This is a genomic window from Micromonospora sp. NPDC047465 (genome assembly GCF_040643125.1).
In the GTDB taxonomy this organism is placed as follows: Bacteria; Actinomycetota; Actinomycetes; order Mycobacteriales; family Micromonosporaceae; genus Micromonospora.
On sequence record NZ_JBEYTP010000001.1, the window covers coordinates 25,754 to 49,338 of the forward strand.

Annotated in this window: 30 protein-coding genes and 1 tRNA gene; 15 read left to right on the forward strand and 16 right to left on the reverse strand. The window is 74.4% G+C overall.

Annotation, left to right across the window (positions count from 1 at the left end; genetic code table 11):
* Position 1 precedes the first annotated feature (1 nt).
* The 5 genes from ABZ793_RS00100 to ABZ793_RS00120 are packed head-to-tail and all read right to left on the reverse strand — an operon-like array spanning position 2 to position 4,065.
* Positions 2-1,330, reverse strand: a complete 1,329-nt coding sequence (locus ABZ793_RS00100) for a sensor histidine kinase (RefSeq protein WP_357450578.1) — start codon at positions 1,328-1,330, stop codon at positions 2-4.
* Positions 1,331-1,362: 32 nt separating this feature from the next.
* Positions 1,363-2,379 carry a SpoIIE family protein phosphatase gene (locus ABZ793_RS00105; protein ID WP_357449491.1) on the reverse strand — a complete coding sequence of 339 codons (1,017 nt, stop codon included), beginning with the start codon at positions 2,377-2,379 and terminating at the stop codon, positions 1,363-1,365.
* Positions 2,376-2,795 carry an ATP-binding protein gene (locus ABZ793_RS00110; protein ID WP_357449494.1) on the reverse strand — a complete coding sequence of 140 codons (420 nt, stop codon included), beginning with the start codon at positions 2,793-2,795 and terminating at the stop codon, positions 2,376-2,378. Before ABZ793_RS00110 ends, ABZ793_RS00105 begins: the two co-directional genes overlap by 4 nt.
* On the reverse strand, positions 2,792-3,205 hold the full coding sequence (locus ABZ793_RS00115; RefSeq protein WP_357449497.1) for an STAS domain-containing protein: 414 nt from the start codon (positions 3,203-3,205) through the stop codon (positions 2,792-2,794). The genes ABZ793_RS00110 and ABZ793_RS00115 overlap by 4 nt, the downstream gene beginning before the upstream one ends.
* Positions 3,205-4,065, reverse strand: a complete 861-nt coding sequence (locus tag ABZ793_RS00120) for an STAS domain-containing protein (RefSeq protein WP_357449500.1) — start codon at positions 4,063-4,065, stop codon at positions 3,205-3,207. Before ABZ793_RS00120 ends, ABZ793_RS00115 begins: the two co-directional genes overlap by 1 nt.
* A gap of 162 nt (positions 4,066-4,227) precedes the next feature.
* Between ABZ793_RS00120 and ABZ793_RS00125 the strand changes: the two genes are divergently transcribed.
* Positions 4,228-4,584 (forward strand): STAS domain-containing protein, encoded by a 357-nt coding sequence (locus ABZ793_RS00125; protein WP_092381119.1) that lies wholly within the window; start codon positions 4,228-4,230, stop codon positions 4,582-4,584.
* Positions 4,585-4,594: 10 nt separating this feature from the next.
* On the opposite strand, the gene ABZ793_RS00130 is transcribed toward ABZ793_RS00125, so the two are convergent.
* Positions 4,595-5,908 carry an MFS transporter gene (locus ABZ793_RS00130; RefSeq protein WP_357449503.1) on the reverse strand — a complete coding sequence of 438 codons (1,314 nt, stop codon included), beginning with the start codon at positions 5,906-5,908 and terminating at the stop codon, positions 4,595-4,597.
* Positions 5,909-5,958: 50 nt separating this feature from the next.
* On the opposite strand from ABZ793_RS00130, the gene ABZ793_RS00135 reads away from it, so the two are divergent.
* The 4 genes from ABZ793_RS00135 (at position 5,959) to ABZ793_RS00150 (ending at position 7,928) form a co-directional block, all read left to right on the forward strand.
* Positions 5,959-6,642, forward strand: a complete 684-nt coding sequence (locus ABZ793_RS00135) for an FCD domain-containing protein (RefSeq protein WP_350701991.1) — start codon at positions 5,959-5,961, stop codon at positions 6,640-6,642.
* 39 nt (positions 6,643-6,681) lie between these two features.
* Positions 6,682-7,155 carry a large conductance mechanosensitive channel protein MscL gene (mscL, locus tag ABZ793_RS00140; protein WP_357449507.1) on the forward strand — a complete coding sequence of 158 codons (474 nt, stop codon included), beginning with the start codon at positions 6,682-6,684 and terminating at the stop codon, positions 7,153-7,155.
* 82 nt (positions 7,156-7,237) lie between these two features.
* Positions 7,238-7,486 (forward strand): hypothetical protein, encoded by a 249-nt coding sequence (locus tag ABZ793_RS00145; protein WP_350701995.1) that lies wholly within the window; start codon positions 7,238-7,240, stop codon positions 7,484-7,486.
* A gap of 70 nt (positions 7,487-7,556) precedes the next feature.
* Positions 7,557-7,928 carry a hypothetical protein gene (locus ABZ793_RS00150; RefSeq protein ID WP_350701996.1) on the forward strand — a complete coding sequence of 124 codons (372 nt, stop codon included), beginning with the start codon at positions 7,557-7,559 and terminating at the stop codon, positions 7,926-7,928.
* 146 nt (positions 7,929-8,074) lie between these two features.
* On the opposite strand, the gene ABZ793_RS00155 is transcribed toward ABZ793_RS00150, so the two are convergent.
* Positions 8,075-9,391, reverse strand: a complete 1,317-nt coding sequence (locus tag ABZ793_RS00155) for a benzoate/H(+) symporter BenE family transporter (RefSeq protein WP_357449513.1) — start codon at positions 9,389-9,391, stop codon at positions 8,075-8,077.
* Positions 9,392-9,538: 147 nt separating this feature from the next.
* Here ABZ793_RS00155 and ABZ793_RS00160 point away from each other — a divergent pair, with 147 nt between their 5' ends.
* Positions 9,539-10,006 carry a helix-turn-helix domain-containing protein gene (locus tag ABZ793_RS00160; protein ID WP_357449516.1) on the forward strand — a complete coding sequence of 156 codons (468 nt, stop codon included), beginning with the start codon at positions 9,539-9,541 and terminating at the stop codon, positions 10,004-10,006.
* Positions 10,007-10,126: 120 nt separating this feature from the next.
* Here the strand turns inward: ABZ793_RS00160 and ABZ793_RS00165 are convergent, their stop codons facing one another.
* Positions 10,127-11,239: an AAA family ATPase gene (locus tag ABZ793_RS00165; protein ID WP_357449519.1), complete on the reverse strand. Its 1,113-nt coding sequence runs from the start codon at positions 11,237-11,239 to the stop codon at positions 10,127-10,129.
* A 66-nt stretch (positions 11,240-11,305) separates the two neighbouring features.
* On the opposite strand from ABZ793_RS00165, the gene ABZ793_RS00170 reads away from it, so the two are divergent.
* From ABZ793_RS00170 to ABZ793_RS00195, 6 genes are all read left to right on the forward strand, one after another.
* Positions 11,306-12,025 (forward strand): PP2C family serine/threonine-protein phosphatase, encoded by a 720-nt coding sequence (locus tag ABZ793_RS00170; RefSeq protein ID WP_357449522.1) that lies wholly within the window; start codon positions 11,306-11,308, stop codon positions 12,023-12,025.
* Positions 12,026-12,109: 84 nt separating this feature from the next.
* Positions 12,110-12,448, forward strand: coding sequence for a PadR family transcriptional regulator (locus ABZ793_RS00175; RefSeq protein ID WP_357449525.1), 339 nt, complete (start codon positions 12,110-12,112; stop codon positions 12,446-12,448).
* Positions 12,445-13,263, forward strand: a complete 819-nt coding sequence (locus ABZ793_RS00180; RefSeq protein WP_357449528.1) for an ATP-binding cassette domain-containing protein — start codon at positions 12,445-12,447, stop codon at positions 13,261-13,263. The genes ABZ793_RS00175 and ABZ793_RS00180 overlap by 4 nt, the downstream gene beginning before the upstream one ends.
* Entirely contained in the window at positions 13,260-13,952 is a 693-nt protein-coding gene (locus tag ABZ793_RS00185; protein WP_357449531.1) for an ABC transporter permease, read from the forward strand. The genes ABZ793_RS00180 and ABZ793_RS00185 overlap by 4 nt, the downstream gene beginning before the upstream one ends.
* Positions 13,953-14,060: 108 nt before the next feature.
* A complete protein-coding gene (locus tag ABZ793_RS00190; protein ID WP_357449534.1) occupies positions 14,061-15,260 on the forward strand; it encodes a GNAT family N-acetyltransferase in 1,200 nt (399 codons plus the stop codon).
* Positions 15,261-15,300: 40 nt separating this feature from the next.
* Positions 15,301-16,050 (forward strand): ZIP family zinc transporter, encoded by a 750-nt coding sequence (locus ABZ793_RS00195; RefSeq protein ID WP_357449537.1) that lies wholly within the window; start codon positions 15,301-15,303, stop codon positions 16,048-16,050.
* Between the two features lie 56 nt (positions 16,051-16,106).
* Here ABZ793_RS00195 and ABZ793_RS00200 read toward each other — a convergent pair whose 3' ends face one another.
* The 5 genes from ABZ793_RS00200 to ABZ793_RS00220 all read right to left on the reverse strand — a co-directional run bounded on the left by ABZ793_RS00200 (position 16,107) and on the right by ABZ793_RS00220 (position 18,900).
* The gene (locus ABZ793_RS00200) at positions 16,107-17,180 is read right to left on the reverse strand and encodes an NAD-dependent epimerase/dehydratase family protein (protein ID WP_357449540.1); all 1,074 of its coding nucleotides are present in this window, start codon (positions 17,178-17,180) and stop codon (positions 16,107-16,109) included.
* Positions 17,181-17,258: 78 nt separating this feature from the next.
* Positions 17,259-17,561 carry a hypothetical protein gene (locus ABZ793_RS00205; protein WP_357449543.1) on the reverse strand — a complete coding sequence of 101 codons (303 nt, stop codon included), beginning with the start codon at positions 17,559-17,561 and terminating at the stop codon, positions 17,259-17,261.
* Positions 17,562-17,741: 180 nt separating this feature from the next.
* On the reverse strand, positions 17,742-18,233 hold the full coding sequence (locus tag ABZ793_RS00210) for an anthrone oxygenase family protein (protein ID WP_357449546.1): 492 nt from the start codon (positions 18,231-18,233) through the stop codon (positions 17,742-17,744).
* 162 nt (positions 18,234-18,395) lie between these two features.
* On the reverse strand, positions 18,396-18,644 hold the full coding sequence (locus tag ABZ793_RS00215) for a flavin reductase (protein ID WP_350702013.1): 249 nt from the start codon (positions 18,642-18,644) through the stop codon (positions 18,396-18,398).
* A gap of 82 nt (positions 18,645-18,726) precedes the next feature.
* Positions 18,727-18,900 carry a hypothetical protein gene (locus ABZ793_RS00220; RefSeq protein WP_357449550.1) on the reverse strand — a complete coding sequence of 58 codons (174 nt, stop codon included), beginning with the start codon at positions 18,898-18,900 and terminating at the stop codon, positions 18,727-18,729.
* 256 nt (positions 18,901-19,156) lie between these two features.
* Here ABZ793_RS00220 and ABZ793_RS00225 point away from each other — a divergent pair, with 256 nt between their 5' ends.
* The 3 genes from ABZ793_RS00225 (at position 19,157) to ABZ793_RS00235 (ending at position 20,364) form a co-directional block, all read left to right on the forward strand.
* Entirely contained in the window at positions 19,157-19,963 is an 807-nt protein-coding gene (locus ABZ793_RS00225) for a helix-turn-helix transcriptional regulator (RefSeq protein ID WP_357449553.1), read from the forward strand.
* Entirely contained in the window at positions 19,950-20,141 is a 192-nt protein-coding gene (locus ABZ793_RS00230; RefSeq protein WP_357449556.1) for a DUF397 domain-containing protein, read from the forward strand. Before ABZ793_RS00225 ends, ABZ793_RS00230 begins: the two co-directional genes overlap by 14 nt.
* A 151-nt stretch (positions 20,142-20,292) precedes the next feature.
* Positions 20,293-20,364: transfer RNA gene (locus ABZ793_RS00235), tRNA-Lys, on the forward strand.
* An 84-nt stretch (positions 20,365-20,448) separates the two neighbouring features.
* Here ABZ793_RS00235 and ABZ793_RS00240 read toward each other — a convergent pair.
* Genes ABZ793_RS00240 through ABZ793_RS00250 form a run of 3 tightly spaced genes read right to left on the reverse strand, consistent with a single transcriptional unit; the run spans position 20,449 to position 22,405 of the window.
* A complete protein-coding gene (locus ABZ793_RS00240; protein ID WP_357449560.1) occupies positions 20,449-21,669 on the reverse strand; it encodes a site-specific integrase in 1,221 nt (406 codons plus the stop codon).
* Entirely contained in the window at positions 21,669-21,866 is a 198-nt protein-coding gene (locus ABZ793_RS00245) for an excisionase family DNA-binding protein (RefSeq protein WP_357449563.1), read from the reverse strand. The genes ABZ793_RS00240 and ABZ793_RS00245 overlap by 1 nt, the downstream gene beginning before the upstream one ends.
* The gene (locus ABZ793_RS00250; protein ID WP_357449566.1) at positions 21,863-22,405 is read right to left on the reverse strand and encodes a replication initiator; all 543 of its coding nucleotides are present in this window, start codon (positions 22,403-22,405) and stop codon (positions 21,863-21,865) included. Before ABZ793_RS00250 ends, ABZ793_RS00245 begins: the two co-directional genes overlap by 4 nt.
* Positions 22,406-23,585 lie beyond the last annotated feature (1,180 nt).

Genomic DNA, 23,585 nt, shown 5'->3' on the forward strand with positions numbered 1-23,585 from the left:
GTCACGCTCCGCCCGCGGGCAGGCTGACGATGAACGTGCTGCCCCGCCCGGGCTCGCTGGCCAGTTCCAGGGTGCCGCCGAGCAGGGTCACCAGCCGCCGCGCGTACGGCAGGCCGAGGCCCGTGCCGCCCACCCGGGTCGCGCCGGGCACCTGATAGAACTCCTCGAAGATCCGGTCGTGCTGCTCGGGCGCGATGCCCGGGCCGGTGTCCGAGGCGGACAGCAGCCAGCGGTCGTCCCGCCGCTCCGCCCGCAGCCGGACCTCCCCGCGCTCGGTGAACTTGAGCCCGTTGTGCAGGAGGTTGCGCAGCACCTGGGCGAGCAGCACCTCGTCGGTGCGCAGCGTGGCCGGGACCGGCGGCTCCTCCACCACCAGTTCGACCTCCGGCCGGGTGGCCAGGGCCCGCAGCGTGCCGCGCAGCTGACCGAAGAGCGGCCGCAGGTCCACCTCGGCCCAGTCAGGCTCGATCCGGCCGGACTCGGCCTTGGCCAGGTCGAGCAGCTCGTTGACCAGCGTGAGCAGGTCGCTCGCCGAGGAGCGGATGAGCCCGACCTGGCGGGCCTGCTCGGCGGTGAGCGGGTCGGAGGCGGAGTCGTCCAGCAGCCGGCCGAGTCCCATGATCGCGGTGACGGGGGCGCGCAGCTCGTGGCTGACGTTCGCCAGGAACCGGCTCTTCGACTCGCTGGCCGCCCGCAACTGGGCGGACTTCTCGTCCAGCTCGGCGTAGAGCGCGACCACGCCGCGGTTGGTCTCCTCCAGCTCCTCGGTGAGCTGGTTGTAGAGCGCCATCACGCCGCGGTTGGTCTCGGCCAGTTCCTCGTTGAGCACGGCCAGCTCGTCGCGCTGGCTGCGTACCTCGTCGAGGGCGGCGATCAGTTGCGCGTTCTGGGCGGCCAACTCGTCGAGGGCGCTGCCCGGGGCGTTCCGGCCGAGTTCGGCGCGCAGCTCGGCGAGACGCTCCGGGGTCAGCGCCTCGGCGGTGACCGGGACACGTCGGGACATCCTCACGACCGTATCCCCCTCCCCGGTCACGACGCCCAACATGTCCACCAACCGCGCCACCGCACCCGACTGCGGCTCGTACCGCCCGTCGGGCAGCGGGCGCACCGGGAGGAGGTCCACCCGCAGGTGCCGCCCACCACCAACGGCGTCGTGGACCAGGATGAATGTCACGTCCGCCCCGCCGACCGCGCGCAGCAGGTCCCGGGCCACCTCGCTGAGCGCCGTGGCGATGCGTACCTGGTCCTGGTGCTCCAGCCCGACCGCGGCGGCGACCTCACGGCCCCGCTGCCGGACCACGAAGATGTCGTGTTCGACCCGCAGCACCATCTGGAGCAGCCGCGCCGCCCCGGCCGGCCCGGTCACGACCACGCCCGGGCGACCAGGACGCACGCGTCGTCGCGGCGGGTGCCGGCGTCCCGCAGCAGCGACGCGGCCACCACGACGGGCGACCGGTCGGCGAGACCGGGGAAGTCGGCGAGCTGCCAGCGGTCGACCACGCCGTCACTGTGCATCACCAGCAGGGCGTCGGCCTCGAAGGGGTAGTCGTACTCCCGGACCGGGGGACGCTGGTGCCCGGCGATGCCGGGCAGCGAGACCAGGCCCCGGCGCTTGCCGCCGCCGACGACCGCGGCGGAGACGTTGCCCAGTCCGGCGTAGCGCAGCACCCCGGCCGACGGGTCCGGCTCGGCGACGGCCAGCGCCGCGCCCCGGGTGTGGGACATCGCCTGGTGCAGGTGCTGGACCACTGCGGCCGGCGGTCCCGCCGGCGCCCGGCGGAACGCGTCGAGCGCGGCGTCGGTGGCGGCGGCGGCGAGCGGCCCGTGCCCCAGGCCGTCGCAGACCAGCACCTGCCGCCGGCCCTCCACGATCCGCCAGGCGTACCCGTCGCCGCTGACCGACTCCCCGGTCAGCGGCCGGGTGAGCGCGCCGACCCAGGGCCGCTCCCGCCCACCGGCGCGGTCCGGCCAGACCTGGACGGCGAGGACCGTGCCCCGCCCCGCTTGGGAGTAGCCGTCGAACCAGCTGGCCTGCCGGACGATCGCGCCGAGACCGATGCCGAGCGTGCCGGTGGTGGAGTGTCCGTCCTGCGAGGAGACGGTCAGGTCGGCCATCCCCGGCCCGGCGTCGACCGCGACCAGCTCCACGCCGGCCTCCCGCTCGTGCCGGACGGGCCGCAGCAGCAGCGTGCCGTCCTCGGCGTGCTTGACCAGGTTGCTGGTCAGCTCGGCGGCGACGATCGCCAGGTCGGCGGTGCGGGCCTCGCCCAGGTCGAGCTGGTCGCCGAGCCGCTCGGCGGCCCGGCGCACCGCGCTGGCGGCGCTGCCGGTCTCCACCCGGAACCAGATGCCGCGGTCGGGGACCGGGTCCCCGGTCATCGGGACCACTTGGTGACCGTGACGCGGGTGCCCTCACCCACCGCGGTCTGGATGTCGAACTCGTCGACCAGTCGGCGCGCGCCGCTGAGCCCGAGGCCGAGCCCGCGCCCGGTCGTGTAGCCGTCGGTCAGTGCCAGGTCGAGGTCGGCGATGCCTGGGCCGGAGTCGACGAAGACGATGCGCACGCCCCGTCGCGTCCCGTTGTCCACCGTGCCCACCTCGACCGTGCCGCCGCCGCCGTACACCAGCGTGTTGCGGGCCAGCTCGCTCGCCGCGGTGACCACCTTGGTCTGGTCGACCAGCGAGAGCTTGACCGCCACCGCCACCGTACGCACCAGCTGCCGGACGCGCACCACGTCCTCGTCGCTGCGGATCGCCTGCGCCTGCGGTCGGCCCAGGTCGACGCCCGCGGTCATGACGAGGCCGTCGTATCGGCGTCCGGTTCGTCGTCGAACGCGAACTCGTGCTCGTCCGCGCGCGCCGCCGCGATCAGCTCCATGCCCCGTTCGACGTTGAGCGCCGTCCGGATGCCGTTGAGGGACAGGCCCAGCTCGACGAGGGTGATGGCGACGGCGGGCCGCATCCCGACCACCACCGTCTCGGCGTCGAGCACCCTGGAGATCGAGGCGATGGTCGACAGCATCCGCCCGACGAAGGAGTCCACGATGTCCAGGGCGGTGATGTCGATGAGCACGCCGTGGCAGCCGGTCGCGACGATCCGCTCCGCGAGGTCCTCCTGGAGCTGGACCGCCGTCTGGTCGGACATGTCGACCTGGATGGAGACCAGCAGGATCTCACCGATCTTGAGGATCGGCACCCGCTCCATCACGCCTCCCGGCGCGGCAGCCGGCGGCCGGTCTCGACCCCGGTGAGCCGGAGCACGTGCCGCAGCGCGTCGGCGAGGCTGGCCTTGGTGGCGATGTCGCCGAACTCGATGCCCAGGGCCACGATGGTCTGCGCGATCTGTGGCCGGATGCCGGAGATGATGCAGTCCGCGCCCATCAGCCGGGCGGCCACCACGGTCTTCAGGATGTGCTGGGCGACCTGGGTGTCCACCGCCGGTACGCCGGTGATGTCGATGATCGCGTACGGCGAGCCGGTGTCGACCAGGGTCTGGAGCAGTCGTTCCATCACCACCTGGGCGCGGGCCGAGTCGAGGGTGCCGACCAGCGGCACGGCGACGACGCCCTCCCAGAGCTTCACCACCGGGGTGGAGAGTTCGAGCAGCTGTTCCGCCTGGTCGGCGATGAGGCTCTCGCGGGTGCGGACGAAGCTCTCGAAGGTGAACAGGCCCATCTGGTCGATCAGCCCGGAGAAGGCGACGTAGTCACGGAGCGTCCCGGAGCCGCCCTCGGCCTCCATCAGCTCCAGCAGCGCCTCCTTGAGCGCGAACACGCTGATCGCGGTCTCGGAGGCGGAGAAGCCCTGCCGGGCCCGGCCCCGCGACAGCTCGGCGAGCACAGCGCGCAGCTCGGTGGCCTGCTCGGCGTCGAGGTCGACGGCCCCGTGCTCGGCGGCGGTCACCATGCTGCCGTGCAGTTCCTGCACCTGCCGGCGCAGTTCCCCCTGGCTGAGTCGCCCGCGCAGCGACCCGGCGACGATCTCCGTCCAACGCTGCGTGATCCGCTCGGCATGACCCGTCAGCAGACTCGCCAGCCGGCCGCTCTCCTCGGCGCTCAGCGCCATGGCAAACCCCCTTCGACCTGGACCGGCGGACTCTACCATCGGAGGCCGGGTGCTAGTTGCCGCGCGGCAAGCGAATGACGGTGACCACCGGATACCGGTTCCCGTTCTGCGTACGACCCCGATCGTGGGATACCGTTTCCCCGATAACGGGAGGTCTGGCGAATGTCCTTGACGGTGCACACGGAACAGCGCGGCGACGTGGTCGTCGTGTCGGTCGCGGGCGAGTTGGACATGGCGACCGCACCGCAGTTGCAGGACCAGATCACCGACCTGCTCGACAAGGGCCGCAGCCGGCTCGTCTTCGACCTGGCGAACGTCTCGTTCTGCGACTCCACCGGGTTGTCGGTGTTCGTCCGCGCCAAGAACAGCTGCGACGAGGCCGGGGGCGTGGTGCGGCTGGCCGCCCCGCAGCGGGGGGTGCTCCGCATCCTCGAGGTGAGCGGCCTCGTCGAGGTGCTGCACACCTACCCGACGGTCGACCAGGCCGTGGCGGGCGACCCCACGCCGGCCTCCTCCTGACCGTTCCTCCTCACGCCTCGTCCTCGATGTGCCGGGGGCGGGCGATCACCAGGCCCGCGGCGGTCTGCACGGCCAGCGCCGCCAGCAGGAACCCGATCGGGGCGGTCCATCCGCCGGTCGCCTCGTAGAGGATGCCCACCAGCAGCGGCCCCAGGGCGGCGATGACGTAGCCGGTGCTCTGCGCGAAGGCCGACAGCGCGACGGTTCCCTCGGCGGTCCGGGCCCGCAGGCCGATCACCGTCAGGATCAACGGGAACGCGCCCTGCCCGATCGCCAGCAGGGCCACCCAGAGCAGCGCCGCACCGTGCGGGGCCAGGGCGAGCCCCAGGTAGGCCAGGGTCGACGCGGCGGTCAGCGAGAGCACCAGCGGGCGCAGCGTCCGCAGCCGGCCGGCCAGCGTCGGCATCAGCAGGGCGATGGGCACGCCGAGCGCGGTCACCCCGGCGAGCAGCAGCCCGGCCGTCTCCGGATGGTAGCCGGCGTCCCGGAACAGCTGGGCCAGCCAGCCCATGATCGCGTACCCACTGAGCGACTGCGCTCCGAAGTAGACCGCCATCGCCCAGCCGAGCCGGGTGCGGCCGGGCCGGATCCGGGTGCGGGGCGCGACGGCCTCCGTCGGGGTGGCCCGCCGCGCGGCGGCCCGCGCCCGCAGCGCCAGCGGCACCCACGGGAGCACGGCCACCGCGGCCAGCCCGGCCCAGACCCCGAGCCCGACCCGCCAGGAGCCGAAGGCGTGCGCCACCGGCACCGCCGACGCGGCGGCAACCGTCGTGCCCAGGGTCAGCGCCATCGTGTACGCCCCGGTGACGAGCCCGGTGCGGTGCGGGAAGTGCTGCTTGACCAGCATCGGCAGCAGGATGTTCGCCACCGCGATGCCGGCCAGCGCCAGCGCGCTGGTGAGCACGAAGACCAGGGCGGAGTCGGTGACCACCCGCAGCACCTGACCGGCGGCGAGCGCGAGCATCGCGACCACCAGCACCCGGGCCGGGGCGAACCGGCGGACCAGCCACGGGGTGAGCGCGCCGAGCCCCGCGAAGGCGATGGTGGGCAGGGTGGTGACGAGGCCGGCCATCGCCCCGGAGAGCCCCAGGCCGTCCCGCACCTCGTCGAGCAGCGCCCCGAGGCTGGTCACGGCGGCCCGCAGGTTCACCGCGACCAGCAGCATCCCGACCAGCACCAGCACGCCCCCGGTGGCCGGGTGCGCGGGCCGGCCCGGCTTCGCCCGCTCCACGGCGGGGGCGACCGGCACGCCGTCCGGGGCCGGGATCGGATCGGCGGTGGAGGCGGAGACGCCGGCGGTGGCGGTGGGTGGTGGCGGGGTCATACCGTTGAACCTACAATCATGGGATGAATTCCGGGCAGGAGTTGTAACCAGTGCCACCGTCGGTTGATTCCGCCACCGCGCCGCCCCGTGGGCACCGCGTTCGGCAGACCATCGCGCAGCTCAGGGAGCGGATCCTCGGCGGCGAGTGGCCGGTGGGCGGTCGGATCCCCACCGAGCCGCAGCTGGTCGCGGCGCTCGGCGTGGGGCGGAACACGGTCCGCGAGGCCGTGCGGGCGCTGGTGCACGCCGGGGTGCTGGAGTGCCGGCAGGGCTCCGGGACGTACGTGGTGTCGACCGACGAGCTGGCCCCGGTGGTGGCCCGCCGGCTCACCGTCGACCGGGCGGCCGAGGTCGTCGAGGTGCGGCGCGCCTTCGAGGTGGAGGCGGCCCGGCTCGCCGCGCTGCGGCGTACGCCCGAGGACCTGGCCGCGCTCGACGACGCGCTCGCCGTACGCGAGGCGGCCTGGCTCGGCGGCCGGGTCGACGAGTTCGTGGAGGCCGACGCCGCGCTGCACACCGCCGTGGTGGCGGCCGCGCACAACGGCATGCTCGCCGAGCTGTACGCCTCGGTCGGCGCCGCGCTGCGCAGCACGATCACCCAGTCGATGGGCGGCGCGCTGGAGCCGGAGCGCTACGTCGACCACTCCCGGCTGGTCGAGGCGATCCGCGCCGGCGACCCGGGCCGGGCGGCGATCGAGGCCGGCGCTTTTCTGGAGCCGCCACCAGGGGCATAGGTTGTGCCGGACGGAAGACCGGACACCTCGGGAGTACGGATGCTCAAGGGCTTCAAAGACTTCATCATGCGCGGAAACGTCGTCGACCTGGCGGTCGGCGTCGTCATCGGCGCCGCGTTCACGGCGGTGGTCACGCAGCTCACCAACTCGTTCCTCAAGCCGCTGATCGCGTTGATCACGCTCGTGGTCACGCGTCGTGAGGGCGGCCTTCAGGGCGCGGCGTGGAAGGTCCGGGGTGTCGAGTTCGACTGGATCAGCTTCATCAACGCGATCATCACCTTCGCGCTCACCGCGGCGGCGCTCTACTTCCTGGTCGTCTACCCGATGAACAGGCTGGCCGAGCGGCGCAAGCGGGGCGAGGAGCCGCCGCCGAAGGCGCCGAGCGAGGAGGTCAAGCTGCTCACCGAGATCCGGGACGCCCTGGTCGCCGCCGGCCGCACCACCCCCGGGCAGCAGCGCGGCGCGCTCGACGACGTGCTCGGCCGCCGGCAGGAACCGCCCACTGCGCGCTGAATCCGGCACAGGCACATCGGCCCCTGCGGGAATCCCGCGGGGGCCGCACCTTTTCGTACGCGTGTTCGATAGAGTCCCCGCCATGGAGCAGCGGAAGCACTGGTGGAACGGGAAATGGGGCCGGCTGGCGCGACGGGACGTCTTCCTCCGGGTGGACGCCGACCGGTGGCACGTCGAGCAGCGCGCCGGCGGCTCCGAGGGCGTCTCCCAGTTCTACGAGTACGACAGCGTCGAGGAGGCCGAGGAGACGGTCCGGGCGCTGCTCCAGGGCACCGACAGCTGGCGCGAACTCTCCCCCCGGCCACCGAGCGCCTGGTCCCCTGAGCTGTGAGGAAGGCCGGGCGGGTACGGGGCGCGGCGCGGGCGGTTTAGCCGGAGCGGGGGCCGGGAACCGCGCCAGAATGAATCAGGGCACCGAGCAGCAGGCGATGGTTTCCCGGGTCACCACGGGCATGCGGGTGGTCGACGTCGACGGCACCGAGGTCGGCACGGTCGACCTCGTGCAGCGGGGCGACCCGAACGCGGTGACCGTGCAGGCGCCGACCGCCGATCCGGGCAGCAGCCTGGACGAGCTGATCGAGTCGACGGCGGTCGAGGAGCCGGACGTGCCGGCCGACCTGGCGGCCCGGCTGCTGCACAGCGGCTACCTGAAGGTCTCCACCGACCTGGCGCGCACCGGCGCGGTCTACGTGCTCGCCGAGCAGATCGCCACCGTCGCCGACGGCCGGGTACGCCTCGACGTCCCCGCCGGCGCCCTCCCCCCGGAGGAGTGACGCCGGCGTACCGGCCCGCCCCGGGCCGGTACGCCCGCACGCCGTCGAGCAGATGTCGTGGACGATCCAGCCGACAGGGCGCGGAGGGTCGGTCGCCGCCGACCCGGGCGCGGAGGGTCAGTTGTCGCCGACCCGGGCGCGGAGGGTCAGTCGCCGCCGACCCGGGCGCCGTGCGGCGACGCGGCGCCGGCGGGGGAGTCCGACCCGACCGGAGCCGGCCGGAGCGACGCGGCCACCGGCTCGGGCGCGGCAGCCGGCTCGGGCGCGGCAGCCGGCTCGGGCGGGGCGGGCCGCGACGCGGCCGGCTCGTCGGAGCGGCGGCGGAAGAGCAGGAGCATCAGCCCGCCGGCGACCAGGCCCCAGAACGCGCCGCCCACGCCGAGCAGGGTCACCCCGGAGGCGGTGACCACGAACGTGACCACCGCGGCCTCCCGGGCGGCCGGCTCGGCCAGCGCCGAGGTGAGCGCGGTGGCCAGCGCGCCGAGCAGCGCCAGCCCGGCCACCGCCTCGATCAGCACCGGCGGGGCGAGCGCGATCAACGCGGTGGCCGCCCCGGCGCCCAGGCCGAGCAGGGCCAGTCCCGTGCCGGCGGTGACCGAGGCGATCCAGCGCCGGTCCAGGTCGGGGTGGGCGTCCGGGCCGGCGGCCAGCGCGGCGGTGATGGCCGCGAGGTTGACCGCGTGCCCGCCGGCGGGCGCGGCGGCCAGGCTGGTCAGGCCGGTCGCCCGCAGCGCGGCCCCGAACGGCGGCCGGTAGCCGTAGCCGACCAGCACCGCCATCCCGGGCACGTTCTGCGCGGCCATGGTGACCAGGAAGAGCGGCAGCGCCAGGCCGACCAGGGCGGGGACGCTCCAGGCCGGCGCGGTCAGATCGACGGCGGGCAGCAGCCGCGCGCCGCCGAGACCGGCGACCGGGGCGGTCAACGCGATCGCCGCCACCGCCACGACCAGCGCGCCCGGCACCGCCCAGCGGCGCGCGAACCGGTGCAGCAGCAGCCAGGCCAGCACCACGGGCGCGGCCAGCCGGGGCACCTCGACCAGCGCGCGGACCGGGGCGGTGCACAGCGGCAGCAGGACGCCGGCCAGCATGGCGCCCGCGATCGGCCGGGGGATCGCCGCGACGGCCCGACCGAGCGCCGGGAACAGCCCGGCGGCCACGATCAGCGCGCCCGAGACGAGGAACGCCCCGACGGCGACGGGCCACCCGCCGGGCACCGGGCCGGTGGCGACCAGCAGCGCCGCGCCCGGGGTGGACCAGGCGACGCTCATCGGGATCCGGTGCCGCAGGCCCAGCCAGACGGCGGAGATCCCGGACGCGACGCAGACCGCGAGCAGCCCGGAGGCGGCCTGCGCGTCGGTGGCGCCGACGGCCCGCAGGCCGGCCAGCACCACGGTGAACGAGCTGGCGAACCCCACCAGCGCGGTCACCACGCCCGCCAGCAACGGCTGTGTCCGTCCCGCCATCCCCCACCCCGATCGTTCCGTTTACGGAACAAGAACCTGTAGCACGATAGCGGGGTGCCGCACCCGTCACCAGCCCGCCCACCGCACCCCGATCCCGGAGCCGACGCCGTCGGCCGCCGGGTACGCGCGCTGCGCGAGGAACGGGGAATGTCCCTGTCGACCCTCGCCCGGCTGGCCGGGGTGGGAAAGGCGACGCTCTCCGGGCTGGAGAACGGCACCCGCAACCCGACCCTGGAGACGCTCTACGCGATCACGGCGCAGCTCGGCGTGCCGCTGACGGCCGTGCTCTCGGGCCCGGCCGCCGGACCGACCGTCCGCGGCGCGGCGGTCACCGCCATCCTGCTGGAGGTCTTCGAGGACACCGACGCCACCTACGAGCTGTACCGGATGCGGGTCGCGCCCGGCCCGGAGCAGCTCTCCCCCGCGCACCAGCCGGGCGTCACCGAGCACATCACCGTCTTCGCGGGCGTGCTGCGCGCCGGCCCGGTGGACGCGCCGCTGACGGCCGCCGCCGGCGAGCACCTGCGCTGGACGTCGGACGTGCCACACGTGTACGCCGCCGTCGGCGACGAGGAGGTCGCCGCCAGCCTCCTGCTCCGCTATCCCCGCCGCTGACCCCGCAGCACCGACGACGCCGGGGCGGCCGGCCGACGACGGGGTCGGGCGCGGCGGCTCAACGGTCCGGCCACGCGCGGTGGGGGCGGCCGGCCCGGCGGTCCGGTCGCGCGGGGCGGCTCAGCCGTCGACCGGCGTCGGCGCCGGCAACCGCCGCCGCACCGCCCAGATCGCCGCCTCCGTACGCGACGCCGACCCGGTCTTGCGCAGCAGGTTGGACACGTGCACGGTGACCGTCCGCACCGAGATGCCGAGCGCACGAGCGGCCTGCTTGTTGGACATCCCGGCGACCAGGCAGCCCAGCACCTCGATCTCCCGCCCGGTCAGCTCGGCGTCGACCGGGTCGGCCGGCCGGGGCGCCACCGCCGCCGACCGCGCTGGCGCCGACCGGGCCGCCGTGGGCCGGGCCACCGCCGCCGACGACCGGGCCGGCGCCACCGACGACCGGGCCGGCGGTGCCGGCGGCGGCGGGCGGAGCAACGCCTCGGGCCCCTGGCCGGCGTGCGCGGCGAGCAGTTCGGTCAGCGCGTACGGGTTGCCGCCGGTGCGCCGCCAGACCGCGCGCGCCAGGCGACCGGACGGGCGCGGATCGGCGTACACCTGGGTCAGCACCTCGGCGACCTCGGCCGGGAGCAGCGGTCCGAGGTGTTGGCGGACGGCGCCCCGGACGCCGCAGAGCCGGGCCAGCGCGCGGACCGCGAGGTCCGGCGCGACCGCGTCGGCGGCGGGCCGGGTGGCCACCACCAGCAGCGCCGGCAGGTCGGCGGCGGTGGCCAGCTCGCCGACCAGGTTCAGGCTGGCCGGGTCGAGGGCGTGCAGGTCCTCCACCACCAGCACGGCCGGGCCGGCGCCGACCAACAGCCGGACGACCCGCACCGCGAGCCGGAGCAGGGTGCCCGGCGCGTAGCGCTCGCGCGGCGCGGTGGGCTGCTGGGCCAGCCAGGCCAGCGCGTCCGGCGGCAGGTCGAGCCCGCTCGTGTCCCGACCGGTGAGAACGGCGGCTAGCCAGTCGTACGGGGCGGGGCTGTGCACCCGGGCCGCGCCGGAGAGCACCACCGCCGGGTGCGGGGCGAAGGCGTCCAGGGCGGCCGCGACCAGCAGCGACTTGCCCACCCCGGCCTCACCGGTGATCACCGCGACGGCCGGCGCGGAGCGCCGGGAATCGACCACGGTGGACCACGCCCGGTCGAGCTCGGCCAGCTCACCGGCGCGCCCGACCATGGACACCGGCATCATTCCCACACCCTACGCAGTAGTGCGTAGAGACGGCGGCAGGGTGTTCTTGGCAAGCTTGACCCCATGACGCTGATCCTCCGCTCGGCCATCCTCAACGACATCGGCCTGGTCCGCACCAACAACGAGGACTCCGCCCTCGCCGGTGACCGCCTCGTCGCGGTCGCGGACGGCATGGGCGGCCTGCCCGCGGGCGAGGTGGCGAGCGAGATCGTCATCCGCATCCTCGACGAGCTGAGCCCGCCGACCACCCCCGACGAGGCCGCCGACGCGCTGCGGGCCGTGGTGAGCACCGCCAACCGGCGCATCCACGCCGCCATCACCGTCGACCCGGCCCGTGACGGCATGGGTACGACGCTCACCGCCGCCCTGCTCGCCGGGGACGCGCTGGTGCTGGCCCAGGTCGGCGACTCCCGCTGCTACCTGCTGCGCGACGCCCAACTCACCCAGCTCACCCGGGACGACACCTTCGTCCAGGCGCTGGTGGACCAGGGGGCGCTCTCGCCGGAGCAGGCACGCCACCACCCGCAGCGGTCGCTGGTGACCCGGGCGGTGCAGGGCGCGGACACGCCGCCCGCGATCGGGATGCTGACCGTGGCCGCCGGCGACCGGCTGCTGCTGTGCAGCGACGGCCTGTCCGACTACGTCGAGGACGCCACGATCGCCGCGGCGCTGAGCACGTACGCCGACCGCCAGCAGTGCGGCGAGCAGCTCGTCAAGCTCGCCCACCAGGCCGGCGCGCCGGACAACGTCACCGTCGTGGTCTCCGACGTCACCGCCGTCTGACGTGCCCCCGGTTCCCCGTGCGCGGGGAACCGTGCCGTCGGCTAGGTAGTTGCGCCATCTAGGTGGTGTCGCTATGTTGCCGGGATGGAATCCGACCGGCGTGGGCAGTGGCTGCGCGGGGTGCTCGACCTCTGCGTCCTGGCCCTGCTGCGGGAGGGCGAGTCCTACGGCTACCAGCTCGCGCACGCCCTCGACACCGCCGGCATCGGGCCCATCCAGGGCGGCACGCTCTATCCGGTGCTGCTGCGCCTGCAACGCACCGGCCTGGTCACCGCCGAGTGGCGGGAGGGCGCGTCCGGGCCCGCGCGCAAGTACTACCGGCTCACCGACAGCGGGTGGGCGGCGCTGCGCCAGGGCGGCAGCGCGTGGCTCGCGTTCGTCGCCCCGGTGAACGACATCGTCAGAAAGGGGGTCGACGGATGAACGCCGACGAGTGGCTGCGGGCGTTCGCGGCCGAGCTGGACCGACGCCGGGTCCGGGTGGACGCCGCCCGGCACGTGGTCGCCGAGGCCGCCACGCACCTGCGCGACAGCGGGGGCGACCCGTGGGTCGTCCTCGGCCGGCCGCAGGACTACGCCGCCGCGATCGTGGAGAGCATCGGCACCTCGCCCAACCCGCGTCCCGGCCCGGTCCGGCTGCATGCCCGGGCCATCACCAAGCGGTACGGGCGACGCACCGTGCTGCGCGACGCGTCGCTGACCGTCCGAGCGGGGCAGATCGCGGCCGTGGTCGGGGCGAACGGCTGCGGCAAGAGCACCTTCCTGCGCGTCTGCGCCGGGCTGGTCTCCCCCGACGCCGGGGACGTGACCGTCTCCGGCCGGCTCGGCTACTGCCCCCAGCAGGGCGGCACCGCCGACTTCCTGCTGCCGGACGAGCACTTCGTGCTGGTCGGCGCCGGCCGGGGCGTGGCCCGGGGGCCAGCCCGTCGCGCCGGCCGGGCGGCGGCCCACCAGCTCGGCTGGGACGCCGACCGCGACGTCCTCGCCCGGCACCTCTCCGGCGGCACCCGGCAGAAGCTGAACCTCACCATGTCCACCCTCGCCGAGCCGGACGTGCTGCTGCTCGACGAGCCCTACCAGGGCTTCGACCAGGGCACGTACGTCAACTTCTGGGACCAGCTCGCCCGGCTGCGCGACGAGGGGCGGGCGATCGTCGTGGTGACCCACCTGCTCAACCAGCTCGACCGGGTCGACCTCGTGCTCGACCTGACCCCGGCCACCCAGGGAGGGCGTCCGTGAACCGCCTCGTCACCGTCGCCGAGATGACCCTGCGGGAGCTGCTGCGCCGGCGGGGCGTGCTCCTGCTCCTGCTGCTGATGCCGTTGGCCTTCTGGCTGATCCGGCGCGACTCCTACATCGGACAGTCGGTGCGCTCGCTGCTGCTCGGCATCAGCTGGGCGGTCAGCACCGCCGCGCTCTTCGCCACCGGCGCGGCCCGCGAGCTGGAGCCCCGGCTGCGGCTGGCCGGCTACCGCCCGCACCACCTCTACCTGGGCCGGATGCTCGGCCTGTGGGCGGCGGGGCTCCTCATCTCCGTGCCGTTCTTCGTGCTCACCGTGGTCGACGCGCCCGACCTGCGGCACGGCGGGGTGGCCGTCGCGATGCTCTGCTGCGTGGGGGTGGCCGCGCCGTTCGGAATGCTGATCGGCGCCCTGCTCCCCCGCGAGCTGGAGGGGACGCTGCTGCTGCTCACCGTCGTGGCGGTGCAGATGCTGATCGACCCGGCCGGCACGGGCGCGAAGCTCACCCCGTTCTGGTCCAGCCGGGAGATCGCCACCTGGGCGGTGGACCACACGGACTCCGGCTACCTGACCCGGGGGTCGCTGCACGGGCTGGCCGTCACCGCGTTGCTGATCGTCACCGTGGCGGCCGTGTTCAGCGTCCGGCTGCGCCGCCGCCGGCACCTGCGCCACCTGCCGATCGCCTGACCGCCACGGCGGTCAGGCGACGCCGGGGCCGGGCGAACCACCCGGCCGCGGCGACCGCTTCCGGCAATTGCGGTTGCGCCGGCCGGGAAGCCGGGATGGGATTGGCGGATGACCATCCGCCGGGTGCACTCCGAAGAGCGCCTGACCACCAGCTTCCCGCTCCAGGCGTACGCGTTCGAGACGTCGCCGTCCCGCGCCGGCCGGGCGGAGGAGTTCCGCGACTACCTGCCGTACAACGAGGGCAACCGGACGCTGGTCGCGGAGGCCGACGGCACGACGGTGGCCGCCGCCTCGGCGGTGCCCATGCGGCAGAACCTGCGCGGCACGGTGCTGCCGATGGCCGGCGTCGCGGGGGTGACCACCCACCCGCTGGCCCGCCGGCAGGGACACGTCCGGGCCCTGCTGCACCAGTTGCTCGACGAGATGCGCGACGAGGGGCATGCGCTGACCGCGCTCTGGCCGTTCCGGTCGTCGTTCTACGCCCGGTTCGGCTACGTCGGGCTGCCGAAGGCCCGCACGGCCACCTTCTCGCCGGCCGACCTCGGCGAACTGCTCCGCGCCGACCTGCCGGGCGAGGTGGGCTGGGAGCGGATCGGCGCGGGCTACCCGACCTGGCGTGAGTTCACCGAGCGCTGCCTGCGCGAGCGGCACGGCTTCGCGATCTTCCCCGACTACCGGGACGTCGGGCTGCGCGACCGCGACGAGCGGTGGCTGCTCACCGCCCGGGTCGGCGGGACGGTCACGGGCGCGGTGACCTACCGGATCGACGACCACGGCGGCACGCTGGTCGCCGACGACCTGCTCGTCACCGACCCGGTGGCCCGCGCGCTGCTGTTGCGGTTCTTCGCCCAGCACGTCGACCAGGTGGAGCGGGTGAGCGTCCTGCTCCCCGTCGACGAGGTGCCGGAGCTGTGGCTGACCGACCTGGCCGTGCACGTCGAGGCGCGGGTGGCCCGGCCGGGCTCGTCGGCGCCGATGGCCCGGCTGCTGTCGGTGGACGCGCTGGCCGGGCTGCCCACGGGGCCGGGCCGGGTGCGCGTCGAGCTGACCGGTGACCGCTGGCTGGCCGGTTCGTACCTGCTGGACGGCACGACCGGCGCGCTGGAACTGGTCACCGGCGCCGCCGCCACCGCCGGGGAGCCGCCCACCGCCACGCTGACCGCCGCCGGGATCTCGGCCCTGGCGTACGGGGTGCTCGACCCCGTGGAGGTGGGCCTGCGGGGGCTGGGCGAGGTGCCGGCGGACGCGGCGGCGGAGCTGCGCCGCCTCTTCCCGCGTCACCTGCCGTACCTGTTCGCCGACTTCTGACCCCGGTTGGCGGGCGCGCCCACGGGGTACGGTCCCGGGAATGCCGGAGTGGTTGCAGGCGGGTGGGTGGGGGCTGCTGGCCGGGTCCGCCCTGTTGCTCGGGGCGGCCGTGGGCTGGTTCGCCCGGGTGCCGCAGCGGGTCATTGCGTCGGTCATGGCGTTCGGGGCGGGGGTGCTGCTCTCCGCCGTCTCGTTCGAGCTGATCGCGGAGGCGCACGAGAAGGGCGGCCTGCTGCCCACGGCGCTCGGAGCGGCCGGCGGCGCGCTCGCCTACACCCTGGCGAACGTGCTGCTCGCCCGGTGGGGCGCGCGGCACCGCAAACGCTCCGGCGACCGGCAGCCCTCCGAGGGCGAGCGGCCCGGCTCGGGTTCCGCGATCGCGGTCGGCGCGCTGCTGGACGGCGTACCCGAATCGGTGGTGATCGGGGCCAGTCTGCTGGCCGGCGGGCCGGTCAGCCTGGTCACCGTGGTCGCGGTCTTCCTCAGCAACGTGCCGGAGGGTCTGTCCAGCGCGGCCGGCATGCGCCGGGCCGGCCGCTCCCGGCGGTACGTCTTCGCGCTCTGGTCGGCGATCGCCCTGGTCAGCGGCGTGGCGGCGGTGGCGGGCTTCACGCTGCTCGGCGACGCCCCGCCGGCGGCGCTCGCGGCGATCACCGCGCTGGCGGCCGGCGCCATCCTGGCGATGATCACCGACACCATGGTCCCGGAGGCGTTCGAGGACGCCCACCTGCTGGTCGGCCTCGTCACGGTGGCCGGATTCCTGACCGCCTTCGCCCTCTCCCGCGCGTGACCCGCCCCCGGCGGGGCGCCCGCCCCTGAACTCGGGGACGGTCGGGGCGGCGTGCGTCAGTAGGGGTTGCCGTGGCCGGCGGGGCGGCCCCGCAGCAGGGCGGTGGGGCGGCCACCTGCGGCGGACATCGCCGGGCTGGCGGTGCGCGCGCCGTCGGCCATCCCGGCGAAGAGTTCCTTCAGCGCGCTGACCGCGTCGTGCCGCGGCTGCCAGCCCAGCTCCGCCTCGGCACGCTCGCTCGACATCAGCGGCGCGTTCAGGGCCAGCTCCACCCAGCCGGCGTCGATCGGTTGCAGCCGCGCCCGCCAGGTGAGCGCGGCGGCGGCGCGCAGCACCGGGGCGGCCACGGGCACCGTCCAGCCGTGGAAGTGCCGGGCCACCAGCTCCGGGGTCAGCACCGGGTCCGCCGCGACGTTGAACGGACCGCGCGCGTCGCCCAGGACCGCCCGGGCGTACGCGTCGGCGACGTCGTCGGTGTGCACCGCCTGCATCCGCAGCCGCCGGTGCGTCGGCACCAGCGGGATGCGGCCGAAGCGGAGCAGCCGGACCGGCGCGAACGGGCCGAGGAAGTAGCGGGTGATCTCGGTGGCCGCCGCCCGCTGGAAGTTCAGGCCGGGCCGCATCCGCACCACGCGCAGCCCCGGGTGCTCCCGCTCGGCCCGGTCCAGCAACACCTCCACCTCGGCCTTGTCCCGGCTGTACGACGAGCCGGGCACCCCGGTCGCCGGCCAGCGCTCGGAGACCGGGTGGTCCTTCGGGCCGGGCGCGTACGCGCCGACCGACGAGGCGACCACCAGGGCCGGCACGTTCGCGCGGACCACGGCGTCGACCACCGCCGCGCTGCCGCCGACGTTGGTCCGGCGCAGCACCCGCTGGTCATGGCTGGGCTGGATCTGCCAGGCCAGGTGCACCACCGCGTCGGCCCCGGCGAGGACCTCCGCGAGCTGGTCGGCCGCGCCCGGCAGCCCGACGTCGCAGGAGTGCCACTCCACCTGGTCGTACGGCTCGCCGGCGTCCGGCCCCGGCAGCCGGCGCGCCACCCCGACGAGATCCACTCCACGTTCCCGGCGCAGCCGGCGCAACAGGGCGGTGCCGGCGTTGCCGGTCGCGCCCACCACCACGATCCGCATGCCCGACCCCGTACCCGGTCAGCCGCCCGCCAATCGCCGCGCCCGGCAGCCATCAGGGGCGGCTGTCAGGGGCGGCCGTCAGGGGCGGGGCGAGTGGCGCACCCAGCTCTTCTTCTCGTCCCGGCGTCGGCCGTCGGAGGCGGCCAGGCAGCGCGGGCAGATCCGGCCGACCGGGTCCGCCCCGGTGAGCACGTCCGTCGACCGGTACTCGAACCGCACGTGCGGGAAGCGGCGCAGCCGGGTCCGGCTGAGCGGGAGCCCGCAGACGGTCTGGTTCTGGCCCGGCAGCCAGGCGTGCACCTCGCCGGCCGGCTCCCGTACGCCGTCGGGGCCGGTCTCCTCGCCGGAGGCCGCGACGGCCGGGGTGCTGCTGATCCTCATGCGGGCACGGTTCCCCCGCGCCGGCCCGCCCATGCCTGTCGGCCTCCCGGTCTCCCGGTATGCCCGCCTTCCGGCGGTGGCGGTAACGGGTGACGGGAGGTGCCGGCGTGCCGGGCCGACGGGGCGGTCAGCCGCGCCCGGGGCCGGCGGGCGGTCAGCCGCGCCAGGGCCGGCGGGCGGTCAGCCGCGCCGGGTCAGCAGGGCGCCGATCAGGCAGGCGAACGCGGCCACCGAGGAGAGCGTGCGGACCATGTTCCAGCGCACCCAGGCCACCTCGAACCAGGCCCGCACCTCGGCCAGGTCGCCGATCCGGTCCACCGGACCGGCGGCCTCCAGCCGGTCGTTCAGCGGCACGTTGAGGCGTACGGTGACGACGAAGGTGACCAGGTAGCAGGCCAGCGCGGCGACGGTCCAGAGCAGGGCCGGGCCGCCCCGGGTCAGGTGCAGGGCGGCGGCCAGGGCGAGCAGCAGCAGCGCGCCGAGGAACGCGCCCAGGAACCATCCGTTGAGGATCTTCCGATTGATCGACTGCATGGTGCCGATCAGCGTCCGGTCGTCGGTCGCGCCGAGACCCGGCATGACCGCGCAGGTGAACGCGAAGAACAGCCCCGCCACCAGCCCGGTGGTCAGGGTCGCCCCGGCCAGGGCGGCGGTGCGGATCGTCTCGGACACAGGTGTTCCTCCCCCGTCGTCGTCCCCGCCAGTCAACCGGGGCGTGATCCTCCCGGCCATGGCCGGACCGCTCGACCCGATAAGCGAGCGTCCACCGCACGACGAGGGGACCGCCCGGGCCGGCCCACGGGAAGACCGGCCCGGGCGGGATCAGGGGGCGGCCTACCCGCGCGGGCGGGCCCAGCCGGTGAAGCGCTCGGCCAGGTCGGTGCACGGCCGCTCGCCGTCCAGCTCCGCGAGCTGCCCGGCCGCCTCAGCCTGGAGGGTGCCGAGATAGACCAGCAGCGCGGTCCGGTCGGTGCGGTACTCGCCGAGCAACCGCAGCTTCGCCGCCGAGCACGGCCAGGCGATCCCGCAGGCCGCGCAGCGCCAGGTGGGCCGGGACGGCAGGTGGTCGCGGCGGCGGGTCACCGTGCCGGCACCGTGACGACGGTCGCCCGGTCCACCCGGACGAAGGCGTACCGCTCGCGTGGCCGGAGCGTGCCGTCCGGGGTCAGCTCCCGACCGCGCAGCTCGACCCACTCCGCGCCCTCGAACGGCCCCCGGCTGAGATCTCGGTGACGTACAGCGTGAGGATCCCGGTGCCGAACCGGTAGGAGTCCTCCGGCACGCGGATGACCTCGCCCGTCACGATCGCGCCCTCCCGGCGCGGCCCGTCGCCCGTCACGCCTGCCTCCCGTCCGTCGCCCTGTCCGTTGGCCTGTCCGGTGCTCGGACGGGGGCCGCCGACGGATGCTCGCCCGGGGGCGGCCCCCGCGAGGACCGCCCCCGGCCAGTGCTCCACGAGCGGCCCTCGCTGGTGACACTCTGCTGTGGAGGCGACTACGCTCGGAAGGCTCTGCGGGCGTCCGGGTGGGGCTGGCCGAAGCCGCGCCCGGCGGGTGGCGCCGCGGGTAGTCGATCTTCAAACTGGGAGGCCCTGAATGGCCGACGTGCCGAGTCCGCTCGCCGCCTTCGTCGTGGCCGAGATCCGCCGCGCCCGAGGTGGTGCCGGCATGACGCAGGAGACGTTCGGTCGGGGTGCCGGGTTCAGCGCGTCACACGTCAGCGCCGTCGAGGGCGGCACCCGCGCCCTGACGATGGACTTCATCAAGGGCGCCGACCGGGCGCTCAAGACCGGCGGGCTTTTCGAACGGCTCGTCGCCAGCGTCGGCGCACCGTCCTGGTTCCTCCCCTGGCTCGACGCCGAACGCGCGGCAAGGCAACTCCGGCTGTTCGAGCCGCTGCTGGTCCCCGGCCTGCTGCAGACCGAGAACTACGCCCGTGTCGTCATGCGCCTCAACGACCTGATGTCGGCGACGGAGGTCGACCAGCAGGTGAGCGCCCGGATGGACCGGCAGAGGATTCTGACCGGCGAGAACCCGCCGCAACTGGTCGCGGTCCTGGACGAATCCGCGCTGCGCAGGACGGGCGACGGATTCAGCGGCATCATGGCCGAGCAGATCGCGCACCTCGTCGCGATGGCGGAGCTGCCCCACGTCCACGTGCACGTGATCCCGGCGGCGACCGGGCTGCACATCGGCTTGTCCGGCCCCTTCGCGCTGGCTCGGTCGGCCGACGGTGGGTGGGTCGGGCACCTGGAGAACCAGCTTGGCGGAGTCGTGGCCGACAGCAAGGATGATGTGGCTAGCCTTCTGGCGAAGTGGGAGGGCGTGCGAAACGAAGCGCTCCCGCGTCGGCAGTCCATCGACCTCATGAAGGAAGTGGAGAGCCATCATGGACCTCAGTAGCGCCCGATGGCGCAAGTCCAGCCGTAGCGGTTCGAGCGGCGGGAACTGCGTCGAGGTGGCCGACAACCTGCCCGGCGTGGTCGCCGTCCGCGACTCGAAGGACCCGACCGGCCCGGCCCTGACCTTCGCCCCCACGGCCTGGCGCGCATTCGTCGCCCGGACCGCCGGGCGGGCCTGACCGCTCATCCCGTACGCCCGGAAGCGCCCGTCCCCGGCCGGGGCGGGTGCTCCGTGGCCGCCCCCGGCGCACCCTCGTTGAGCTGCGCGTATCGACGGCGGCGCGGAAGCCGGGAGTCGGCGCCGGCCGACGTCCGGTAACCTGAGCGCGCGGGCCGCTAGCTCAATGGCAGAGCTGTGGACTTTTAATCCATAGGTTCAGGGTTCGAGTCCCTGGCGGCCCACTCTGTTCCAGCTCAGCGGCCCTTTCCGGGGCCGCTGTCTTTGTGATCCGGGCCGGTACAGCAGCGAAGTACAGCAGTAGCGCCTCACCGGTCCAGCGCGCTGCCGAGCCGCTTGAGGGCGTCGCGGGTGGCCGCCGAGGAGACCACCGTGTAGATCTCCATCGTGATGGCGAACTGAGCGTGCCGGAGGATCTGCATCGCCACCCGGGGATGGACGTCCAGGTCCGCCAGGAGCGAGGCGCAGGTCCGCCGGGCGTCCCTGACGGTGATCCGCCGGACCCCGGCTGCGTCGCAGCGCCGGTCCCAGAAGCGGTTGAAGTTGCGTGGCTCGACCGGTCGGCCGTAGCGGGTGGTGAAGATCAGGTCTGAGGGCTGCCAGGCCGGGCCGGCGGCATCCCGGGCGGCGGTCTGGGCGGCGCGGCGGCGGTCGAGCGCCACGGTGCAGATGTCCGGCAGCGGCAGGGTGGCGTCCGAGGCGGCCGTCTTCGTCTCCCGGTGCAACAGCTCGGCACCGACCCGCTGGAGCTGCCGGTCGATGGTCAACTCCCCCGCGTCGAGTTCGACGTCGGCCCAGGTGAGCCCCAACATCTCGCCCTTGCGCAGACCGAGCACCAGGACCAGGACGTACGCGGCGTAGAGCGGGTCGTCGTCGGCGCGGGCCGACTCCAGGAAGCGCCGGGCCTCGTCGCTCGTCCACGCCTTCCGCTTGCGCTTCCGGACCGGTGGCAGCTTCACCAGGGACGCGACGTTGCGGGAGATCAGCCCTTCGGTGATGGCCTGGGACAGCAGCGTCCGGAGCACGGTCCGCAGGTGTGTGACGCTGGTTGCCGAGGGCAGATCCTGGCAGCAGCGGCCGAGGGCACAGCAGCGACGCTGGGCGGGCTTTCGCCGCTCGTCCTTGCCCTGGGCGCAGCACTGGCAGGTCCGCCCCACCTCGTTGATCCAGGTCTGCACGTCGCTGACCCGGAGCTTGTCGAGGCGCTTCCGGCCCAGCCCCGGCACGAGGTAGAGCCGGACCACCACCTCGTAGGTGACGTAGCTGCCGGGGGCCAGGTTCGGCTTGACGATCTCACGCAGCCAGTAGCCGGCGTACTCCCCCACCGTCGGGGAGCGCGTCGCCACCGGCCCAGCCTTGGCCTGCCCGTGCAGCTTGATCCACTTGTCGTGGACCTCCTCGCGGGTCTTGCCGTAGACCCACTTCCGGCCCCGCTTGCCGTCGGGCTTCTCGACCCAGACGTACGCGGCGAAGCCGTTCCGGTACGCGAAGATCGACCCCTCGCCGTTGGCACGGGCACGTCCGGACATCAGGCCGCCTCCTGCCGCTCGATCTGATCGCGGATGTAGTCATCGACCCATTCGGGGAGGATTCGGCGGTACTTTCCGTCCTTGGTGGAGCGCAGTTCGCCGGTGGCGATCTTCATCTTGACCTTGGAGATGCCGAAGCCGAGCAGCACGGCGACCTCAGCGGGCGAGTACCAGCGGGGGCGGAGGTCGTGGTTCATGCGGCGGCCCCGGCGAGCCAGGATTCGTGGGCAAGTTCTTCCCGGCCAACACGGCTGCTCTCGCGTCGCTGTCGGGCGGCTGTGTTCGCGAGCTGGTTGCGGCAGGTGTGCCGGGGGACGTGCCGGTGGTGGACGGGGCCGAAGGAGGGGGCGGTGAAGGTGGCGAAGACGACCGGGTGTCGGCCGACCGAATCAGGGACGCCCTTGCCGCCGGTCAGGCCGCGACAGACGACTTGATAGGCGTCGCCCCGGTAGATCCAGGCGCAGTCGTGGCACACCGATTCGCGGCGGTTGCCGCACGCCTTGTAAAGCGTGCGGTCGGGCAGTTCGTCGGTGTGCAGCTGGCCGGTGATGTGGCCGGTGTTCCGGTCGACGGCGACGATGGTGCCGGTTAGGCGGATCGGACGGCTACAGCCGCCGGCGGGGCGGGTGTGCTCCAGCCAGCCGGAGAACGCCGGAGAGGCGGCGCGGTGCAGGACCTGGGCGTCACGGCCGACGGCGAGACCGGGCCGGTAGAGGGTGAGCGGGGTGCTGGACACGACTGTCTCCTCATCAGGGGGTGGCAGGGACGGGAGACGAAGCACCACCAGCCCTGGACGCCTGTCCGCTGGTGGTGTTCGTCGTGTCTCCTGGCACCGCCGAGAGGGCGGCTGACGCCGGAGGGCGGAATCGTGGTCGTGCCACTTCCCGCCGATGGGTCATGTCCTTTCACTCTTCTGGACTTGGCAATTGAGGCCGGCACGGGTGGGGAGCCTGGATGTCGGCATCCGGCGGGTTGCCGCAGACTGCCCCCACCCGTAGATGTGCGAATCCCGGCCAACGTAGACGGCAGAAAGACCGTGCCGGGCCGTTCAGCGGATTCGGGAGGCCGGCACAGCGGCCGCTGCGATCGAGAGCCGGCGGTGCGTGGCCCGCATCAGCGGCAGGAAGGCCGCTCGGCATCTCCGACGTCGAGTCCAGCGATCCGGCAGGAAGGCCGCGCTAGCGTGCTCGACGAGCGCCAGAGTAGCACCGGGTACCGACACGTCAACCCGTCGTGACTCCTGCGGCGGAACGGCCGGCTGCCGGGCGGTGTGGGAGGACTTTCTGTACGTCTATCAAGGCGGCCCGCAACGGGCCGCACGCGCCGCCGCCTGGGCGCGCGACCTGCACTCCGCTGTCGCTCCGCTCCGGCCACGCAACACGCCCGGCGGCTGGCGCGGACAGCGGGTAGCCCGGTGGGCCGCCGCATGGCGACAGGCCGTTTCCCGGTGGGTGGTGGGGCCGGCAGCCGGCCGGGCCGCGCGGCAAGCACCGCGCGGCGTAGGGGAGCGCACGCCGGGTCCGTCGGCGGCTGTCGGCCCGGGTGGCGGGGATGCGGTTACTGCGCCTCCGGCGGGGGCGCTCCGGCTCCAGGATGGCCGGGGTCCCGTCGGCGAGTCGCGGTCCGTGGGTGGTTGTGGTCGGAGCCATCCCGCCCACCGTCGACCCGGACGAGCCGAGCAGACCACCGCCCGGCCCGCCAGCGTCCGTACGCACGTCAAGGCCGTCTTGACGCGGCGGGCCGGGCGGCGGCCCGCTCCCCAGGAGGGCGGGTCGACGGCAAACGGGATGGCAGCAGGTAGTCGCCGAGCGATGCGGCACGGGCAGCTTCCCCGTGGGGCCGGCTGAGCGCTCAGGAGCCCGCAGCGGCTCCCCCTCTCTGATCACCTCCGTGAGCGGCTGCTGATAGTCCGCGCG

What these genes read in the sequence shown, in the direction of transcription:
- mscL (WP_357449507.1), top strand. Translation starts at nt 6,682, where the DNA reads ATGCTCAAGGGCTTCAAAGACTTCATCATGCGCGGAAACGTCGTCGAC.
- ABZ793_RS00195 (WP_357449537.1), top strand. Translation starts at nt 15,301, where the DNA reads ATGCCGGAGTGGTTGCAGGCGGGTGGGTGGGGGCTGCTGGCCGGGTCC.
- ABZ793_RS00160 (WP_357449516.1), top strand. Translation starts at nt 9,539, where the DNA reads ATGTCCCTGTCGACCCTCGCCCGGCTGGCCGGGGTGGGAAAGGCGACG.
- ABZ793_RS00125 (WP_092381119.1), top strand. Translation starts at nt 4,228, where the DNA reads ATGTCCTTGACGGTGCACACGGAACAGCGCGGCGACGTGGTCGTCGTG.
- ABZ793_RS00200 (WP_357449540.1), bottom strand. Translation starts at nt 17,180, where the DNA reads ATGCGGATCGTGGTGGTGGGCGCGACCGGCAACGCCGGCACCGCCCTG.
- ABZ793_RS00225 (WP_357449553.1), top strand. Translation starts at nt 19,157, where the DNA reads ATGGCCGACGTGCCGAGTCCGCTCGCCGCCTTCGTCGTGGCCGAGATC.
- ABZ793_RS00175 (WP_357449525.1), top strand. Translation starts at nt 12,110, where the DNA reads ATGGAATCCGACCGGCGTGGGCAGTGGCTGCGCGGGGTGCTCGACCTC.
- ABZ793_RS00115 (WP_357449497.1), bottom strand. Translation starts at nt 3,205, where the DNA reads ATGGAGCGGGTGCCGATCCTCAAGATCGGTGAGATCCTGCTGGTCTCC.
- ABZ793_RS00165 (WP_357449519.1), bottom strand. Translation starts at nt 11,239, where the DNA reads ATGCCGGTGTCCATGGTCGGGCGCGCCGGTGAGCTGGCCGAGCTCGAC.
- ABZ793_RS00150 (WP_350701996.1), top strand. Translation starts at nt 7,557, where the DNA reads ATGAATCAGGGCACCGAGCAGCAGGCGATGGTTTCCCGGGTCACCACG.
- ABZ793_RS00105 (WP_357449491.1), bottom strand. Translation starts at nt 2,379, where the DNA reads ATGACCGGGGACCCGGTCCCCGACCGCGGCATCTGGTTCCGGGTGGAG.
- ABZ793_RS00180 (WP_357449528.1), top strand. Translation starts at nt 12,445, where the DNA reads ATGAACGCCGACGAGTGGCTGCGGGCGTTCGCGGCCGAGCTGGACCGA.
- ABZ793_RS00245 (WP_357449563.1), bottom strand. Translation starts at nt 21,866, where the DNA reads ATGAACCACGACCTCCGCCCCCGCTGGTACTCGCCCGCTGAGGTCGCC.
- ABZ793_RS00120 (WP_357449500.1), bottom strand. Translation starts at nt 4,065, where the DNA reads ATGGCGCTGAGCGCCGAGGAGAGCGGCCGGCTGGCGAGTCTGCTGACG.
- ABZ793_RS00170 (WP_357449522.1), top strand. Translation starts at nt 11,306, where the DNA reads ATGACGCTGATCCTCCGCTCGGCCATCCTCAACGACATCGGCCTGGTC.
- ABZ793_RS00240 (WP_357449560.1), bottom strand. Translation starts at nt 21,669, where the DNA reads ATGTCCGGACGTGCCCGTGCCAACGGCGAGGGGTCGATCTTCGCGTAC.
- ABZ793_RS00100 (WP_357450578.1), bottom strand. Translation starts at nt 1,330, where the DNA reads ATGGTGCTGCGGGTCGAACACGACATCTTCGTGGTCCGGCAGCGGGGC.
- ABZ793_RS00190 (WP_357449534.1), top strand. Translation starts at nt 14,061, where the DNA reads ATGACCATCCGCCGGGTGCACTCCGAAGAGCGCCTGACCACCAGCTTC.
- ABZ793_RS00155 (WP_357449513.1), bottom strand. Translation starts at nt 9,391, where the DNA reads ATGGCGGGACGGACACAGCCGTTGCTGGCGGGCGTGGTGACCGCGCTG.
- ABZ793_RS00110 (WP_357449494.1), bottom strand. Translation starts at nt 2,795, where the DNA reads ATGACCGCGGGCGTCGACCTGGGCCGACCGCAGGCGCAGGCGATCCGC.
- ABZ793_RS00230 (WP_357449556.1), top strand. Translation starts at nt 19,950, where the DNA reads ATGGACCTCAGTAGCGCCCGATGGCGCAAGTCCAGCCGTAGCGGTTCG.
- ABZ793_RS00130 (WP_357449503.1), bottom strand. Translation starts at nt 5,908, where the DNA reads ATGACCCCGCCACCACCCACCGCCACCGCCGGCGTCTCCGCCTCCACC.
- ABZ793_RS00205 (WP_357449543.1), bottom strand. Translation starts at nt 17,561, where the DNA reads ATGAGGATCAGCAGCACCCCGGCCGTCGCGGCCTCCGGCGAGGAGACC.
- ABZ793_RS00145 (WP_350701995.1), top strand. Translation starts at nt 7,238, where the DNA reads ATGGAGCAGCGGAAGCACTGGTGGAACGGGAAATGGGGCCGGCTGGCG.